This is a genomic window from Pseudomonas sp. ZT5P21 (assembly GCF_054897785.1).
Map to the genome: position 1 here is coordinate 906,022 of NZ_CM142705.1, position 12,962 is coordinate 918,983.

General features: G+C 53.8%; 19 protein-coding genes. 7 read left to right on the forward strand and 12 right to left on the reverse strand.

Annotation, left to right across the window (positions count from 1 at the left end; all coding sequences use genetic code 11):
• Positions 1-45: 45 nt before the first annotated feature.
• The 4 genes from ACYZT9_RS04125 to ACYZT9_RS04140 all read right to left on the reverse strand — a co-directional run bounded on the left by ACYZT9_RS04125 (position 46) and on the right by ACYZT9_RS04140 (position 2,607).
• Positions 46-522: a hypothetical protein gene (locus ACYZT9_RS04125; protein WP_462008689.1), complete on the reverse strand. Its 477-nt coding sequence runs from the start codon at positions 520-522 to the stop codon at positions 46-48.
• A gap of 37 nt (positions 523-559) precedes the next feature.
• Positions 560-1,732, reverse strand: a complete 1,173-nt coding sequence (locus tag ACYZT9_RS04130) for a DUF3800 domain-containing protein (RefSeq protein ID WP_462008690.1) — start codon at positions 1,730-1,732, stop codon at positions 560-562.
• Positions 1,733-1,794: 62 nt separating this feature from the next.
• The gene (locus ACYZT9_RS04135) at positions 1,795-2,163 is read right to left on the reverse strand and encodes a hypothetical protein (protein WP_462008691.1); all 369 of its coding nucleotides are present in this window, start codon (positions 2,161-2,163) and stop codon (positions 1,795-1,797) included.
• A 105-nt stretch (positions 2,164-2,268) separates the two neighbouring features.
• Positions 2,269-2,607, reverse strand: a complete 339-nt coding sequence (locus tag ACYZT9_RS04140; protein WP_462008692.1) for a hypothetical protein — start codon at positions 2,605-2,607, stop codon at positions 2,269-2,271.
• A gap of 365 nt (positions 2,608-2,972) precedes the next feature.
• Here ACYZT9_RS04140 and ACYZT9_RS04145 point away from each other — a divergent pair, with 365 nt between their 5' ends.
• Together ACYZT9_RS04145 and ACYZT9_RS04150 are read left to right on the forward strand one after the other, a co-directional pair.
• Positions 2,973-4,415 (forward strand): ATPase domain-containing protein, encoded by a 1,443-nt coding sequence (locus ACYZT9_RS04145; protein ID WP_462010152.1) that lies wholly within the window; start codon positions 2,973-2,975, stop codon positions 4,413-4,415.
• Between the two features lie 23 nt (positions 4,416-4,438).
• A complete protein-coding gene (locus ACYZT9_RS04150; protein ID WP_462008693.1) occupies positions 4,439-4,801 on the forward strand; it encodes a response regulator in 363 nt (120 codons plus the stop codon).
• Positions 4,802-4,887: 86 nt separating this feature from the next.
• Here the strand turns inward: ACYZT9_RS04150 and ACYZT9_RS04155 are convergent, their stop codons facing one another.
• The gene (locus tag ACYZT9_RS04155; RefSeq protein WP_462008694.1) at positions 4,888-5,253 is read right to left on the reverse strand and encodes a hypothetical protein; all 366 of its coding nucleotides are present in this window, start codon (positions 5,251-5,253) and stop codon (positions 4,888-4,890) included.
• An 18-nt stretch (positions 5,254-5,271) separates the two neighbouring features.
• Positions 5,272-5,754 carry a helix-turn-helix domain-containing protein gene (locus tag ACYZT9_RS04160; RefSeq protein WP_462008695.1) on the reverse strand — a complete coding sequence of 161 codons (483 nt, stop codon included), beginning with the start codon at positions 5,752-5,754 and terminating at the stop codon, positions 5,272-5,274.
• A 219-nt stretch (positions 5,755-5,973) separates the two neighbouring features.
• Here ACYZT9_RS04160 and ACYZT9_RS04165 point away from each other — a divergent pair, with 219 nt between their 5' ends.
• The 4 genes from ACYZT9_RS04165 (at position 5,974) to ACYZT9_RS04180 (ending at position 7,664) form a co-directional block, all read left to right on the forward strand.
• Complete coding sequence (locus ACYZT9_RS04165) at positions 5,974-6,366, forward strand: DUF6957 family protein (protein WP_462008696.1); 393 nt, start codon at positions 5,974-5,976, stop codon at positions 6,364-6,366.
• 43 nt (positions 6,367-6,409) lie between these two features.
• Positions 6,410-6,856, forward strand: a complete 447-nt coding sequence (locus tag ACYZT9_RS04170; protein WP_462008697.1) for a hypothetical protein — start codon at positions 6,410-6,412, stop codon at positions 6,854-6,856.
• Positions 6,857-6,944: 88 nt separating this feature from the next.
• Entirely contained in the window at positions 6,945-7,328 is a 384-nt protein-coding gene (locus ACYZT9_RS04175; protein WP_462008698.1) for a hypothetical protein, read from the forward strand.
• A gap of 57 nt (positions 7,329-7,385) precedes the next feature.
• Positions 7,386-7,664, forward strand: a complete 279-nt coding sequence (locus ACYZT9_RS04180; RefSeq protein WP_462008699.1) for a hypothetical protein — start codon at positions 7,386-7,388, stop codon at positions 7,662-7,664.
• 180 nt (positions 7,665-7,844) lie between these two features.
• On the opposite strand, the gene ACYZT9_RS04185 is transcribed toward ACYZT9_RS04180, so the two are convergent.
• The 6 genes from ACYZT9_RS04185 to ACYZT9_RS04210 form a co-directional block, all read right to left on the reverse strand.
• Entirely contained in the window at positions 7,845-8,285 is a 441-nt protein-coding gene (locus ACYZT9_RS04185) for a DUF411 domain-containing protein (RefSeq protein ID WP_462008700.1), read from the reverse strand.
• 27 nt (positions 8,286-8,312) lie between these two features.
• Positions 8,313-8,585 (reverse strand): heavy-metal-associated domain-containing protein, encoded by a 273-nt coding sequence (locus ACYZT9_RS04190; protein ID WP_105753659.1) that lies wholly within the window; start codon positions 8,583-8,585, stop codon positions 8,313-8,315.
• A 113-nt stretch (positions 8,586-8,698) separates the two neighbouring features.
• Positions 8,699-10,969: a heavy metal translocating P-type ATPase gene (locus tag ACYZT9_RS04195; RefSeq protein WP_462008701.1), complete on the reverse strand. Its 2,271-nt coding sequence runs from the start codon at positions 10,967-10,969 to the stop codon at positions 8,699-8,701.
• A 90-nt stretch (positions 10,970-11,059) separates the two neighbouring features.
• A complete protein-coding gene (locus tag ACYZT9_RS04200) occupies positions 11,060-11,311 on the reverse strand; it encodes a DUF2933 domain-containing protein (RefSeq protein WP_101209380.1) in 252 nt (83 codons plus the stop codon).
• Positions 11,312-11,436: 125 nt separating this feature from the next.
• Entirely contained in the window at positions 11,437-11,838 is a 402-nt protein-coding gene (locus ACYZT9_RS04205; RefSeq protein WP_274116606.1) for a hypothetical protein, read from the reverse strand.
• Between the two features lie 99 nt (positions 11,839-11,937).
• Positions 11,938-12,333, reverse strand: a complete 396-nt coding sequence (locus ACYZT9_RS04210) for a hypothetical protein (RefSeq protein WP_462008702.1) — start codon at positions 12,331-12,333, stop codon at positions 11,938-11,940.
• A gap of 285 nt (positions 12,334-12,618) precedes the next feature.
• On the opposite strand from ACYZT9_RS04210, the gene ACYZT9_RS04215 reads away from it, so the two are divergent.
• A complete protein-coding gene (locus ACYZT9_RS04215; protein ID WP_462008703.1) occupies positions 12,619-12,888 on the forward strand; it encodes a co-regulatory protein PtrA N-terminal domain-containing protein in 270 nt (89 codons plus the stop codon).
• Positions 12,889-12,962 lie beyond the last annotated feature (74 nt).

A 12,962-nucleotide genomic window follows, 5' to 3' on the forward strand; every position in this document is an offset into this window, starting at 1 on the left:
GGGCTAAATTCTAACTTGCATTCGACCCACGGGCAGTCAAGAATTCTACGATTCGATGGGTTCATGGCGAGCCCAGCGCAACGTAGCTATCGACATGAATTGCCTAATGGCCAATGCTCCCCGTTCATTTCTGGATTTCGACCCTGGCAAGGTCAGCGCTGCCTCCACCTTTGCGCGACCCGCCTCGTACATTGCAAAGGCATTGAATTCCGAATCAAGCAGCACTAACAGCACGGAATCGAAAGGTTGCCTCAAATCAATCGAGCCCACGCGCCCAGTGATCTTTAGCGGATTCAGGATGCATCGGCCTTTGATCTGAATTCTTGCGACGCCATCGTCTTTGCTTTCTGTAGCGTCATAACCAGCCTGTCTGGCAGGGTGCAGTTCGAGTCCAAGTTTCGTAGCCGCTTCGTACTCGGCCACCTCGCCAGTAATCCCCAGCGGTTTACCGGTCAGTCGATAGAACCTCCGTGCGAGCACCTTGGCCTCACTCAGCACCTCCAGGACTTCTTTTTGGATCATTTCAGCGTCCGGCGACGCGTTGGTACGGCTGCATAGCTCAGTCATCTGCAAACGCCTCAAGCGCGGTGAGAAGTTTGGCTAGCTCAGTAAGGTTGGCCGCAGTGACGATGTCGTATTCTCCTCGACTGCTCAGCCGATAAACCTCGCGTGCCTTTTTAACGCGCTCGAGAAGAGGGACGACGATGCCCGATGCTCGCTGCAGGAAGTCGTTAATGTCCGCACGCGTTTGGGGAATCTTGTAACCCTTGACCGCGCTGGAGATGATTACCCCTGCATCGCGAAGCTTGGCAATGCCGCTGGAGCGAATTCTCTGGCCGTCAACCACTCCGAACCCACTCTCTTTTAGATGGGCGATGATTTCGGTAGTCAGCACGTAGTCCTTGGTGACGAATTCGCTTTGAAATCTCAAGAACCGCAAGATGCCTAGCTGCAGGCGCTCATCCTCATCAGAGTGCTTACCAACCCGCTCGCTAAAACTGTCAGCCTGGCGAAGAGCTTCCTGGTGTATTTGGTAGTCTGCATAGCCAGACTCATTCGTCGGCGGCGGCAGAAGAGACTGGTACTTGGATGGCCACTCCAGCATGCCGAGAGTCTGGCTGCGAAGGATCTTCTTGTAGGCGAGAACTGCTTCTTCCGATGCTTTCTCTTCGTAGATCTGAGCCACCGAGCCGGCGAAAAAATCTGCAACCTGAACCAAAACGTTGTCCTTACTGGACTTCGTCTGAAAGGCATCCTCATCGCCAAACAGGTCGTCAACGAATCGCTCTACAACGTAGCTTTTGAGGCTCTCCTGAAATTCCTGTCCACCATGCTCGTCTACGATCATCCGGAGGTCAGGGTGTGCCCTGAAAAGACGTTCATAGAGCAACCCGTTCACGTATTTAACGAACGAGGTCTTGATACGGAGGCCGCCATCTTTGCGGATTTGGGACTTATCAACGACGGTGAAATAGAGCTTGAATGGCAGCTCGGTCAGCTCGGTCAAGATCCGGGCACGACGATCTGAATCTTTGGGCTTCAGGTTGCTGGATTTGATCTCGCCTGTTTGAAAATGACGCTTCCTGATTGCTTCAGCTTGGGCGTAGGCAGAATCCAAATCTTTCTCTGCCACCAGAATGGAACAAACGATGAAGAAGCCCGAGCTTCCACTCTTTGACGTATCAAGGTCGGAATTTCCGGACTCATCCACGAAGGCATACGTTCTGTCCATGTGGCATGCTCCATCAGCATCTGACTGAGCGCGATAAATCGCCCAGTAGCTAGGTGGTGATTTTAGTTCGTAGCAGTGGTTGTGCCGGGCGCTGGGCCTTCGCTGAATGTGTAGTTGATGACCACATCATTGCGGATCAGGACGTCGAGCGTTTTCTGAGTGCCAGTAGTCGTTACCTTCATGGTGACGACATAACTTTGGGCGTGGGCTGAGCCGTTGGTGTATGTGTAGACCCACTTCTCGTCAGTCTCGGTGACGGCGCTCTTGGCGTAGGGCTCACCGAACAGCGACTTCAACTCAGTAGTCGTGGTTTTACCTTTGGTGATGCTCGCTACACTGGCCGAAGGAAAGTCTCGGCCTGCGGTGAAGTGCGAAGTTGCGCAACCGCCCAGTGCGACACACATCCCCATAATTGCGATGAGCTTTCTCATATCCGTCCTTGATCGTAGAAAGCACCAAATCTAGCTGGCATCGAAGCTAAAAGCCATCACGAGGTAAATCATCTGCTTTCGCGCTTTCACAGGAATCAGAACATCTTAGGAATAGCCATCTAGCCCCTGCTTATCGACCTTGATTAGGTCTCCCTTTACGATGTGCTCCTGTTCAGAGAGACCACTTCCTAGCCGCTTCAGGCTGAGACGTTGGCACTCACCTTCAGCTTCTACTCGGGTCTGATAGGTAGCCTTCAGGCGCAATTTTTCCTCGTTGTCATAAATGTTGAAACCTACAGGCGCGGTTTCGCAGTAGAAGCGCGTTCCGTTTCGCATGGATCCCGTTTCCGTAGGGATTGCAGGAACAACAACAAATCTCGAAATCATCTTCACGCCCTCTTCAAGCACCTTTTCACTAATAGCGGCTATAAGCCACCACAGCAAGCAATCCTCCTCAGTTTCCGATGAGAAGCATGGTTGGCGCAGTGGTGCTGGTTTGTTACTTGGACTTTGTGAGCTGTCATTCTGAAAAAAGCTCTACACCCGAGGTCGGCATCCGGAAATTTGTATGTAAACGCACGCCGTCTGTTACGGCATTTGAATCACTGCAAGGTCAGAGGGTCATCTGTGTGGAAGGTTGATTTCACAAAACCGTTATAGGCACGAAGCCCGAATAAAAAGAGGCCTTGGGGCGGGACGTACATCTCTCATAGCCAACCATGTTCTAGGCGTGAATGGCCCCAGAGCGAAAATGGCGTTAGCATTCCATTTACTCGGCTTTAACAGCCTGTTTTTCAGATCAGGGTCGCATTGTGGAAAAGCTAAAACGCCTCCAAAGTGGAATCGAAGGGCTCGACGCTCTGCTTAAGGGAGGGCTGGTCGCAGGCGCGTCATACATAATCCAAGGGCGCCCAGGGTCTGGAAAAACGATCCTCGCCAACCAGCTTGGTTTCCATCATGCGAGCAATGGAGGCCGGGTTCTGGTCGCCACGCTGCTGGCCGAGTCACACGACCGTCTTTTTCAGTTCCTTTCTACTCTGAGCTTTTTCGACTCTTCCAAGGTGGGCGCCGAAATTCAGTTTGTCAGCGCGTTTGACACTCTGGAAAACGAAGGACTGGACGAGGTGGTGAAACTGCTTCGGCGCGAGATAAGCCGCCAAAAAGCCACAGTGATGGTGGTGGACGGCTTGCTCAATGCCCGCTCAAAAGCCGAATCGCACATCGACACCAAGAAATTCATTTCCGAGTTGCAAGGGCACGCTGCTTTCGCTGGTTGCACGGTGCTGTTTCTCACCAGCTCCCGTCTCGACGACGGCAGCCCTGAGCACACCATGGTTGACGGAGTAATAGAGATGGGCGAGGAGCTATATGGAACTCGCTCAGTACGTCGTATTCAACTGCGTAAAACTCGCGGCAGCGGAGCAATGACCGGTCTTCATGAGTGTGAAATTACCGAAAATGGCTTGGTGGTTTATCCGCGACTCGAAAGTCTCTACAGCCACCCGTCCTCTCCTGACAGCGCCGACATGACGCGTATCGCCAGTGGCATCGAATCACTGGACGACATATTCGGCGGAGGTCTGCACAGTTCCAGTGTGTCTCTGGTCATTGGCCCATCAGGAATTGGCAAAACGACGCTGGGTCTCAAATTCCTGGCCGAATCGACGGTGGAAGCTCCGGGCCTTCATTTTGGCTTCTACGAAAGTCCGCAACGGTTAAGGCTCAAAGGCCTGTCACTGGGTATCGATATCAAAGGGATGGAGGATAGTGGCGCACTTAGCATTGCTTGGCAGCCTACTACTGAAGGCCTGCTGGACGGATTGGGCGCACGACTGCTGAGTATCGTTGAAGAAAAGGGTATCAAGCGCCTGTTCATCGATAGCCTTAGCGGTATGACACGAGTCTCTACAAATCCGGCGCGGATTACTGACTTCTTCAGTGCTTTGATGAACGAGCTGCGATCCAGGGGCGTTACGGTATTTGCATCTTGGGAAATGCGCGATCTGTTTGGCTCTGAGGTCAGCGCGCCAAACTCTGACCTGTCCAGCATCGTCGACAACCTGATGCTGATGCGGTTCTCTGAGAATCACTCTGAACTAAGCAGGACGCTATCCATTCTTAAAGTAAGAGATAGCTCTTACGATCCCTCTCGATTTGAGGTCGTCATCCGTGATCAAGATGTTTTCCTGAAAAAGGCTTCAAGACATGAACCATCAGTCCCCACTGAGTCATCGCCCGGTTCAATTTCTTAAGCTTTTGAGTGGGTTGAATTAACATGACCACCATCCTGGTCGTCGACGACGAGTATTTGATCGCTGACATCCTCAGCTTCGCGCTGGAGGATGAGGGGTTCATGGTAGTGACGGCCAGCAATGGTCGAAAAGGACTCGAGGTTCTTAATAGAGAACAGCCAGCCTTGATCATCACCGACTTTATGATGCCGGTTATGGACGGCCTGGAATTCGCCACCGCCGTCCGAGCCCTCCCTTCCGCTAATCATTTGCCGATCATCTTGATGAGCGGTGCTCAGGCACATATCGGTATGCAGAGATCGGATTTGTTTGATGTTGTATTGGCAAAGCCATTCAACATCGACTTGATCATCGCCGAAGTTAAAAAGCTCTTGGCTGCTGATTAGTCAGCTGTTTTGCAAGGCATATTTGAGGGACAGATCGACGCCGATCTGCCTATGGAGCAGGCTGAAGATGCCTGCTTGGTTCAGATCTACATGCCCATATCAATCTCAAGCCTGGCCCCCTTCAAGCTGGTTGGCAGCTTTTCGACTGGCATGGCCCGCAACAACTTGTCGGCAAGATGCTCGGCGTGAGCGGAATAGATCGCGATTCTGCCTGACTCAACCGGCCTGTAAGGCACAACCGCACCTACAGCGATTTGAGCAATTCTCAGTAAATTCAGCACGTCACCGCAAACGTGGTCGCTGTCCAGGTACTCGACAGTTGGACGAGCTGCAGGCCGGGTGCTAGCCCAGATCTCCACCACAAATTGATGGAGATCTTTCGGGCCAAGGTGTTCCAGAGCAGTCTTCCACAGCAGTCCTTCCTGTGACATTTTCAGTCGGGTGCTGGTCATTTACAGGTCATTCAGAAATCACGGGTGTTCGAATGTGGTTGTTTTCAGGTATCTACGGACAGTAGCTTCAGACAGCCCTAATTTTTCCGCGATCTCGACAACGGGCATTCCTTCCTTCTTCAATCGAATGGCCTCAAGCGCATTAGCCGCCGCCGCAGATCGGGCTGGTCGACCAGGAGGTAGCTTCCCAGCCCGAACCAGTGACTCAATTTCAAGATCGATCCCAGCCTTCTTGATTCTGTTTAGCTGCTTCGAGAGACGTTTTAGACCGTCCTTGAAAGACTCGTGAGCTTGCAGCGAGGTTGCCATCAGAATCAGCGCAGCCGGTTCGAGATCTAAGATCCCGGCAAGCCGCACCAGGACGTCAAGCGTGATGCTTAATTCCCCCCGCTCGATCCGACTGAGATGAGAGCGCGCGATGCTATTGACGTCCTCTTGAGACAGGCCTTGTCCTCTGCGAATCCCACGAACCACGACAGCCAGCGCTTCTGCCGCATCCATCGGTATTTTCCCCAAGTAAATTTGAGGATAAGGCCACACACCAATCCGTCATAACACGCCTTAAAAGTGTCATTATGATTGCCTATCGGCTTTCGTAACGGTTTAATGGCCTTACCCATGAGGCCAAGACATCGCTGGCGTGGGTCAGCCCGGCCACCGTGAACGGCGCCAAGAAGGGTCGTATTGTCAATTTAATGAAAATTAGTGAAAGGAAATTCTATGGTTAGCGTCGAAGAGTCCGACGTTGCAGGTGGGCCACGTACCCCGCGTATTGGTCTACCAAGCAGTTCAGAAGCTCGAGCTCTTGTCTCCGAAAAATTCTCTGGCAGGGCGTACTGCCTGGTTGAAGACTGGACAGTTTTTCGCATCGATATCACGCCCGAAGAGCTCACCACAGTTCATGCCGCCGGCCAGCTCCCACTGATCGTGTTTGCCCACAATGTAATTGAGGACAGCCAAGGGCGTTTCCAACGAGGCGACTGGGTTCGTTCAAGCATGTGCACCAGTTTCGATGACGGGGCCGTATTCGAAACCAGAAATACGATTTACATCTTGATTGGCCCAGGGCATGAACAAACCGCGAGCCTGAAGACCATTTTTTCCTTCTTTTAACCTTGGTTCCCACGTAGAACCCGTTGAGCTTCAGAGACACAGAATGTTCAGAACCCATGACAACGAGATGATTGGCCTCCCTGGTATGTTCGGCGAAGGCCAATGCCATTGGCAGAAGGTATCCAGAGTGCTACGAACCCATTGGTATCACGTGACCGTCCAAGCAAAGTACCAGGACAAAATCACCGAAGCGGCGCTGATGGTCGACAACGAAAACCGGCTACAGCAAATTTTGATTGCCCAAGACGCCGAGACAATCGTCACCGATGTTCAGGTAGTCACGCCCGCCCACATGAATGGCACAAAAGGTTGGCGCATGGAAACTCTGACCAAGGTGACACTTGGTGAAGACGAAAACGAGTGCGTGGTGTGTCTAGTAGAAGTAGAGACGGGCTCCACATACCACAGCTCCCACAACCCTGCTTTCCAAAGCAACTTGCTGACCAATCTCAGCCCGATTTTTCAAGTGGGCATGATCCGCGCAGCCTGAAATCCATCAGGTTTTCGTCACAGCATCAGCGTGGATGATTCCGTGTCGAATTCCTGGTCTCCATACGAGCGGTCAAAGGTACGCAATTATGCTGAATACGATTGAGGTAAGTTTTCACGTAAAGCGCCACACAGATTTCGAACTTCTGCGAATCATCAAAGCTCAGAAGCAAGGATTTGAGGAGCCAGTCACCGCCTACCTTTGTGGAGTCGCCATCTGGGCGCGCACTGGCATAGGCGTAGTTTTTGGCCACAAGCGCGAAGACCAGTACGGTCGGTTCGGCGATGGTCATTTAATCCGAACTTCAGACGTTATTAAGGCTGAACGCGAGGGACGATTTTGGGTGCTGACAACGGTGAATTCACGGTACGTGATCGCAACTTTTCAGAGAGAGAACGGACGCTTTAGCCTCCGTGAGTACCTGAGTCTTTCACAGAAGCACCACCATTTGACCCCTCACGTGCTGCAGTGATGGTCGTGTTTTTCTTCGCCATAGGTGAAGCCTCCTGAGTACCTCCAAGGTGGTGTCATGATCGTCAAGGCTGGCGAAATCATCTGCATAGCCTCGGGCATTTTCGAAGGGTACGACCGCGCCGGGCCATTTGTCGCTACGCAGGACTTCGACCTCGATTCATTCGTTGCAGAGGTAATAAAGCCGCTGACCGAGAGATGGGAGGTGTCGAGCTTATTATCGGAAATACCAAGGATGCTTTTCGAATGCGGATTCATCACCAAGTTACCTTGTCGGAACATTCACCTCGGAGCGATGGGCGAAGTCGACATTCGGGAGGTGCAGGAAGACTTCTGATGACGACGCTTCAAGCATCTGACTAAAGCGTCATGATGGTAGCGATAGAGCTGAGATGGTTCGCACTACGCCAGTGGTTTTGAGAGCGCTGAAAAAGCAGGTGATTTCAGCGGATGCATCGGCCTCCAGGCTAAGGCGGCTCAGGACTATCAGACGCTGGCAGGGTTGGTTGCGTAGTCGTCAATTGCTAGGATAATCGGCGACTACTTGATCGGTACCCGTTAGGGTCTGACCTATCACCTGATACGGCTGTTTGGTTTGGCCGTACTCCATTCCAGGCGAACCAGCGGGCATACCCGGCACCGCAACTCCGACGAGGTCGGGGTGATTCTTCAGGTCGAGAATCTGTGCTACCGGTACATGGCCTTCGACAAATTTTCCGTCAATCATCGCGGTATGACAGGAGGCCAAGCGCGGAGCGACGCCGAGGCGCTGTTTGACTTCGCTCATGTTGGGCTCGACATGGTCGCGCACGCTGAAGCCATTAACTTCAAGATACTTTATCCAGTCCTTGCAGCAGCCGCAGTTAGGATCGCGGTAAACGTCGATGACTTCAGCGGCTTGTGCCGCTCCGGTCATGAGTAGTGTCGTGAACGCAACAATTCGCAGACTGGCATTCATGGGAGTTCTCCTGTTTATAAAAAATGCTTACCGGCAGCAGCAACCGCCGCCGTTCCCGCCACAGCCCGAGGTTTTCTTACTCGCTACGCTTTCCACTGTCGCCAGCTGTGCTGGATAGCCCGCGTTCTCCAGGGCTGCAAGCAGCGCATGGCTGTCCGAATCGCCGCTGACCTTCACCCGTCCGGCTTGTAAATCCACCGCTACGTCACTCACGCCTTCAACTGGGCGCAGCGCTTCGGTGACATGTTTGACACATGAACCACAGCTCATGCCTTGGACTTGCAGTTCAACAGTTTTCATTGGTGACTCCTCACAACAAAGTTGATCATGTAAAGACTGACGCATGAGGCTTTTCTGCGGCGTTGGCTTATCCTCAACCTTGCTGCCATGGCAAGGTCAAGCGGTCGTTTCACTCAATCAATGGAAGCCTGGCGCAGACGCAAGGCGTTGAATACCACTGACGCCGAGCTCACGCTCATGGCCAGGGCGGCAATGAGCGGTGACAGAAGGTGACCGGTAAGTGGAAAGAACAAGCCGGCAGCCAGTGGGATACCCATGGCGTTGTAAAGGAAGGCGAAGGTCAGGTTCTGGTGCATATTTCTCACCGTTGCGACTGACAGGCTGCGAGCACGCAGGATACCGAGCAGATCCCCCTTGACCAGGGTGACCTGAGCGCTGTTCATCGCCACGTCAGTGCCAGTGCCCATGGCGATACCTACATCAGCGCGAGCCAGCGCGGGGGCATCATTAATGCCGTCGCCGGCCATCGCCACCCGGTGTCCGGCTTGTTGCAGAGATGCCACCAGACGTTCTTTATCTTGCGGTTTGACCTCGCCGTGAACCTGCTCGATGCCCAACTGGCGAGCTACCGAGCGAGCAGTCGTAAGGCCATCGCCAGTGGCCATGATGACCTTGACGCCATCCGCCTGCAGACGCTCGACGGCCAGCTTCGTGGTGGGTTTGATGGGGTCGGCAACAGCCAGCAAACCCGCCAGGGCGCCATCGACTGCCAGGTACATGATGCTGGTACCGTCGCCGCGTAGCGTCTCGGCATGTACTTGCAAGCTCTCGGTGGAAACGCCCGCCTCCTGCATCAACGCGGTATTGCCTAGCATCAGGCGGCGACCCTCCACCTGACCGCTTACACCGATACCTGAGGCTGACTCGAAGGTTTCAGGTGTCACCAGTTTCAGCCCTGCGGCACGAGCCTGCTCGACGATGGCGTGGGCCAATGGATGCTCACTGCCCTGATCGAGACTTGCGGCCAGGCGCAACACTTCATCCTGAGTAAATCCGGGTACGGCCTCGACGCTATGGAACGCTGGTCGACCTTCAGTGAGGGTGCCAGTTTTGTCGACTATCAAGATGTCTATCTTGCGCAGGTTTTCGATGGCGGCGGCATCGCGAAACAATACGCCGCTGCCAGCAGCCTTGCCGGTGGCAACCATGACTGACATCGGTGTCGCTAGGCCAAGGGCACAGGGACAGGCGATGATCATGACCGCGACAGCGTTGATCAGTCCGAACACCCAACTTGGCTCGGGCCCCCACAGCCCCCAGCCGAGTAGAGTCAGCGCGGCGATAGCAATCACAACGATCACGAAGTAACTGGCAATCACGTCTGCCAGCCGTTGCATCGGCGCTTTTGAGCGTTGTGCCTGCACAACCATCTGCACAATCTGTGCGAGCAGGGTCGCCGACCCTATCTTCTGCGCCTGCATCACCAGACTGCCGTAGATGTTGAGAGTGGCGCCAATCAGCGCGTCGCCGGCTCTCTTCATGATCGGTATCGGTTCGCCGGTGAGCATCGATTCATCTACAGCGCTTTCGCCTTGCAACACCTGACCGTCGACAGGCACTTTTTCGCCCGGTCGCACACGTAACGTGTCGCCGCTGTGTACGTGTGTCAGAGGGATGTCTTCTTCCGTGCCATCGGCATTGATCCGTCGGGCTGTTTTGGGTGCCAGTCCAAGCAGCGACTTGATGGCAGCCGAGGTTTGCGAGCGAGCCTTGAGTTCAAGCATCTGGCCGAGAAGGGTCAGTGAAATGATCACAGCCGCCGCTTCGAAGTACACCCCGATGCGGCCCTCCATCATGAAGTTGCTGGGGAATACATCGGGGGCCAGGGTGGCCACGACGCTGTAGAGGAAGGCCGCCGCCGTGCCGAGGCCGATCAGCGTCCACATGTTCGGACTTCGCTGAATCACCGAACGCACACCACGCACATAAAACGGCCAGCCAGCCCACAGCACGACGGGTGTAGCCAATCCCAGCTCGACCCAATTTTGCGTGGTGCCATGGAACAGCACCAGGGCATGGCCACCCATAGCCAGCACGGTTACGATCACTGTCAGTGGCAATGTCCACCAGAAGCGCCGGGTGAAGTCCTTAAGTTCGGGATTCTCATCCTCCTCTAATTCGGGAATCACCGGCTCTAAGGTCATACCGCACTTAGGGCAGACGCCGGGGCCGATCTGGCGAATTTCCGGATGCATGGGACATGTGTATTCAGCGGCACCCGTTACCGGTTCTGCTGTTGTCTGATGGACTTGTTCGATTTTCAGTTGAGATATTCGATAACGCTCGGGTGCTGCCCTGAAGGTCGTTTGGCATTTCTGGCTGCAGAACCGGTAGTTTTGCCCCTCATACTCCGTGCTGAACTGGCTGTCGTTACTGACGGTCATGCCACATACCGGATCATGGGAGCCGGTGGGTTGAGGTTCAGACTTCTGTATTACATCGTGCTCTTGACGAAGCTCAGGGGTGTGCATGAGCTAACTCCTGTTCGCATCCTTGGTTGAGGCTGAGGTTTCGCCGTGATGACTGTGACCACCGTGGTGGTGCCCGAAAAAATGCATCAGCGGGCACAACAGCAAAATCATGTAAGGCAGTAAGCCCAGCATATGGCCGTAGTGTTCTCTTGCTAGATAGAACAGCACGATCACCAGCAGCATGCCCAGCGCTATGCCGGGTTTGCTCCTCCAAAATGTTGGAGAGGTGTTAGCGGAATGTGGTGAATTCATCATGGTTCTGTACTCCTGAGGGAGTGCTGTTTAGTGATACGTCGTAAAGGTGCAACGGGCGGCAGTTTTACCCTTGGCATATTGGCTAAAGTAAAACCGTCGCTGCATTGCCTACAGGCTTGTGCGCGTCACTTGCTCATCGGCATGTTCATCATGCTCGTTTGCTGATCCATCATTTTCATCATCATGTTCATCATTCCCATCTCCATGCCGTCTTTGTTGCCGTCCATGCCCATGCCCTTGCCATGACAGTTCTTATGCATCATGGCCATGCTGTCCTTCATCGTCTTCATGCTCTCCTGCATGGCGGCGTGTCGCTCGGCAGGGGTCTTGGCGGCGGCAGCCTTGTCGTGTGCAGCCTGCATTTTTTGCATTTGCTCGGTCATGACATTGTTTTGCATCGGTGTAGCTGCTTCGCTTGTCTTGGCGGGCGCGGTCTGCCCCTCCGGGTGATGCTCATCGACTGCCGAGGCGATAAGTGGGCTGCTCACGAGCAGGGTGGCGAGGATAAATTTCAATGTGGCATGCATGGCAATCTCCAAAGGGTCAGGACAACTCAGGTAATACCAAGCCGCGCCAGGTTGGCGCAGTCAGACAGTGCGCCGAAGATCGGCGCGCAGAAGGTCGGATTAATCGTTGAAACGGACGAAAATCAGGCGGGCAGGAGGTCTGACCGGTACAGGGCGCCGTAATGCAAGAAAGGCAAAAGCGGAGGGGTTGGCGGGATACAAAATCAGCAACGCTGGGATAAGGAGCAGAAACGTCCAACTGAACAGTTCAAATATTTGAAGATGGAGCGAAGGACTCACAGCTATTGCCGCATCGGCGCAGTGCTGAAGGCAACCGAGGGCATGGGCGTCGTGGCTATCGTGATCTTGCGCGGTGATCAGCGAGACATGAGTTGTAGCCGGATTGTGGCTGGGCTGTGCCAGACATCCCTGGGTCGCTGCCAGACCAAACGCTAACACCCACAGCACGATGGCGAGGCGTATGAACGTTGGTTGACGATGGCGAAACCAGAACATGGAGAATCTCCGGTACTGATTAGCGGATTTTGATTTTTCAACATACGCCACATTGAAGTGCCACGGTTGATCTACATCAATTTATGCAGCCGGCTGTCGGTTCTGTGGTGCGGGCAAATTTTATGACGCCCGTCGATCATTCAGATGTTGAGTTTCTCCGTGTGCTGTCAAAAGTGTAATCACCGGCTAAGCGTGCTGACAGGTGCGTCCCCTCATCATCCTCATCGAGCTGACGCTCAAACTCTCTAGTTTCATCGAGAGTCAATTCCTTGAAGGAGATGCACTATGAAAGCAACCAACGTTGTGATTCTTACACTCAGTTTGGCTATATCGTCCCTGGCCTTTGCCGAAGGTGGCGGCGACCGTGCGGTTGAGCGCATGGAACGAGCTCGCGAGACGGCAATGGCCACCACCAAACCCGTCCCACAAGCGCAAGTGCAAGTGCAAGTGCAAGTGCAAGTGCAAGTGCAAGTGCAAGTGCAAGTGCAAGTGCAAGTGCAAGAGGATATTGCACAGGAAAAGCCCACGGCTGAAGAGCAGAAGCATCAATGCTGAGCCGCCCAGCTTACGCAAATGTAATCACCCCGTTTGCTTGCTTATGGCATCTTCCAATGTATCAAGCGCACTAG

What these genes read in the sequence shown, in the direction of transcription:
- ACYZT9_RS04125 (WP_462008689.1), bottom strand. Translation starts at nt 522, where the DNA reads ATGATCCAAAAAGAAGTCCTGGAGGTGCTGAGTGAGGCCAAGGTGCTC.
- ACYZT9_RS04130 (WP_462008690.1), bottom strand. Translation starts at nt 1,732, where the DNA reads ATGGACAGAACGTATGCCTTCGTGGATGAGTCCGGAAATTCCGACCTT.
- ACYZT9_RS04135 (WP_462008691.1), bottom strand. Translation starts at nt 2,163, where the DNA reads ATGAGAAAGCTCATCGCAATTATGGGGATGTGTGTCGCACTGGGCGGT.
- ACYZT9_RS04150 (WP_462008693.1), top strand. Translation starts at nt 4,439, where the DNA reads ATGACCACCATCCTGGTCGTCGACGACGAGTATTTGATCGCTGACATC.
- ACYZT9_RS04155 (WP_462008694.1), bottom strand. Translation starts at nt 5,253, where the DNA reads ATGACCAGCACCCGACTGAAAATGTCACAGGAAGGACTGCTGTGGAAG.
- ACYZT9_RS04160 (WP_462008695.1), bottom strand. Translation starts at nt 5,754, where the DNA reads ATGGATGCGGCAGAAGCGCTGGCTGTCGTGGTTCGTGGGATTCGCAGA.
- ACYZT9_RS04165 (WP_462008696.1), top strand. Translation starts at nt 5,974, where the DNA reads ATGGTTAGCGTCGAAGAGTCCGACGTTGCAGGTGGGCCACGTACCCCG.
- ACYZT9_RS04170 (WP_462008697.1), top strand. Translation starts at nt 6,410, where the DNA reads ATGTTCAGAACCCATGACAACGAGATGATTGGCCTCCCTGGTATGTTC.
- ACYZT9_RS04175 (WP_462008698.1), top strand. Translation starts at nt 6,945, where the DNA reads ATGCTGAATACGATTGAGGTAAGTTTTCACGTAAAGCGCCACACAGAT.
- ACYZT9_RS04180 (WP_462008699.1), top strand. Translation starts at nt 7,386, where the DNA reads ATGATCGTCAAGGCTGGCGAAATCATCTGCATAGCCTCGGGCATTTTC.
- ACYZT9_RS04185 (WP_462008700.1), bottom strand. Translation starts at nt 8,285, where the DNA reads ATGAATGCCAGTCTGCGAATTGTTGCGTTCACGACACTACTCATGACC.
- ACYZT9_RS04190 (WP_105753659.1), bottom strand. Translation starts at nt 8,585, where the DNA reads ATGAAAACTGTTGAACTGCAAGTCCAAGGCATGAGCTGTGGTTCATGT.
- ACYZT9_RS04195 (WP_462008701.1), bottom strand. Translation starts at nt 10,969, where the DNA reads ATGACCGTCAGTAACGACAGCCAGTTCAGCACGGAGTATGAGGGGCAA.
- ACYZT9_RS04200 (WP_101209380.1), bottom strand. Translation starts at nt 11,311, where the DNA reads ATGATGAATTCACCACATTCCGCTAACACCTCTCCAACATTTTGGAGG.
- ACYZT9_RS04205 (WP_274116606.1), bottom strand. Translation starts at nt 11,838, where the DNA reads ATGCATGCCACATTGAAATTTATCCTCGCCACCCTGCTCGTGAGCAGC.
- ACYZT9_RS04210 (WP_462008702.1), bottom strand. Translation starts at nt 12,333, where the DNA reads ATGTTCTGGTTTCGCCATCGTCAACCAACGTTCATACGCCTCGCCATC.
- ACYZT9_RS04215 (WP_462008703.1), top strand. Translation starts at nt 12,619, where the DNA reads ATGAAAGCAACCAACGTTGTGATTCTTACACTCAGTTTGGCTATATCG.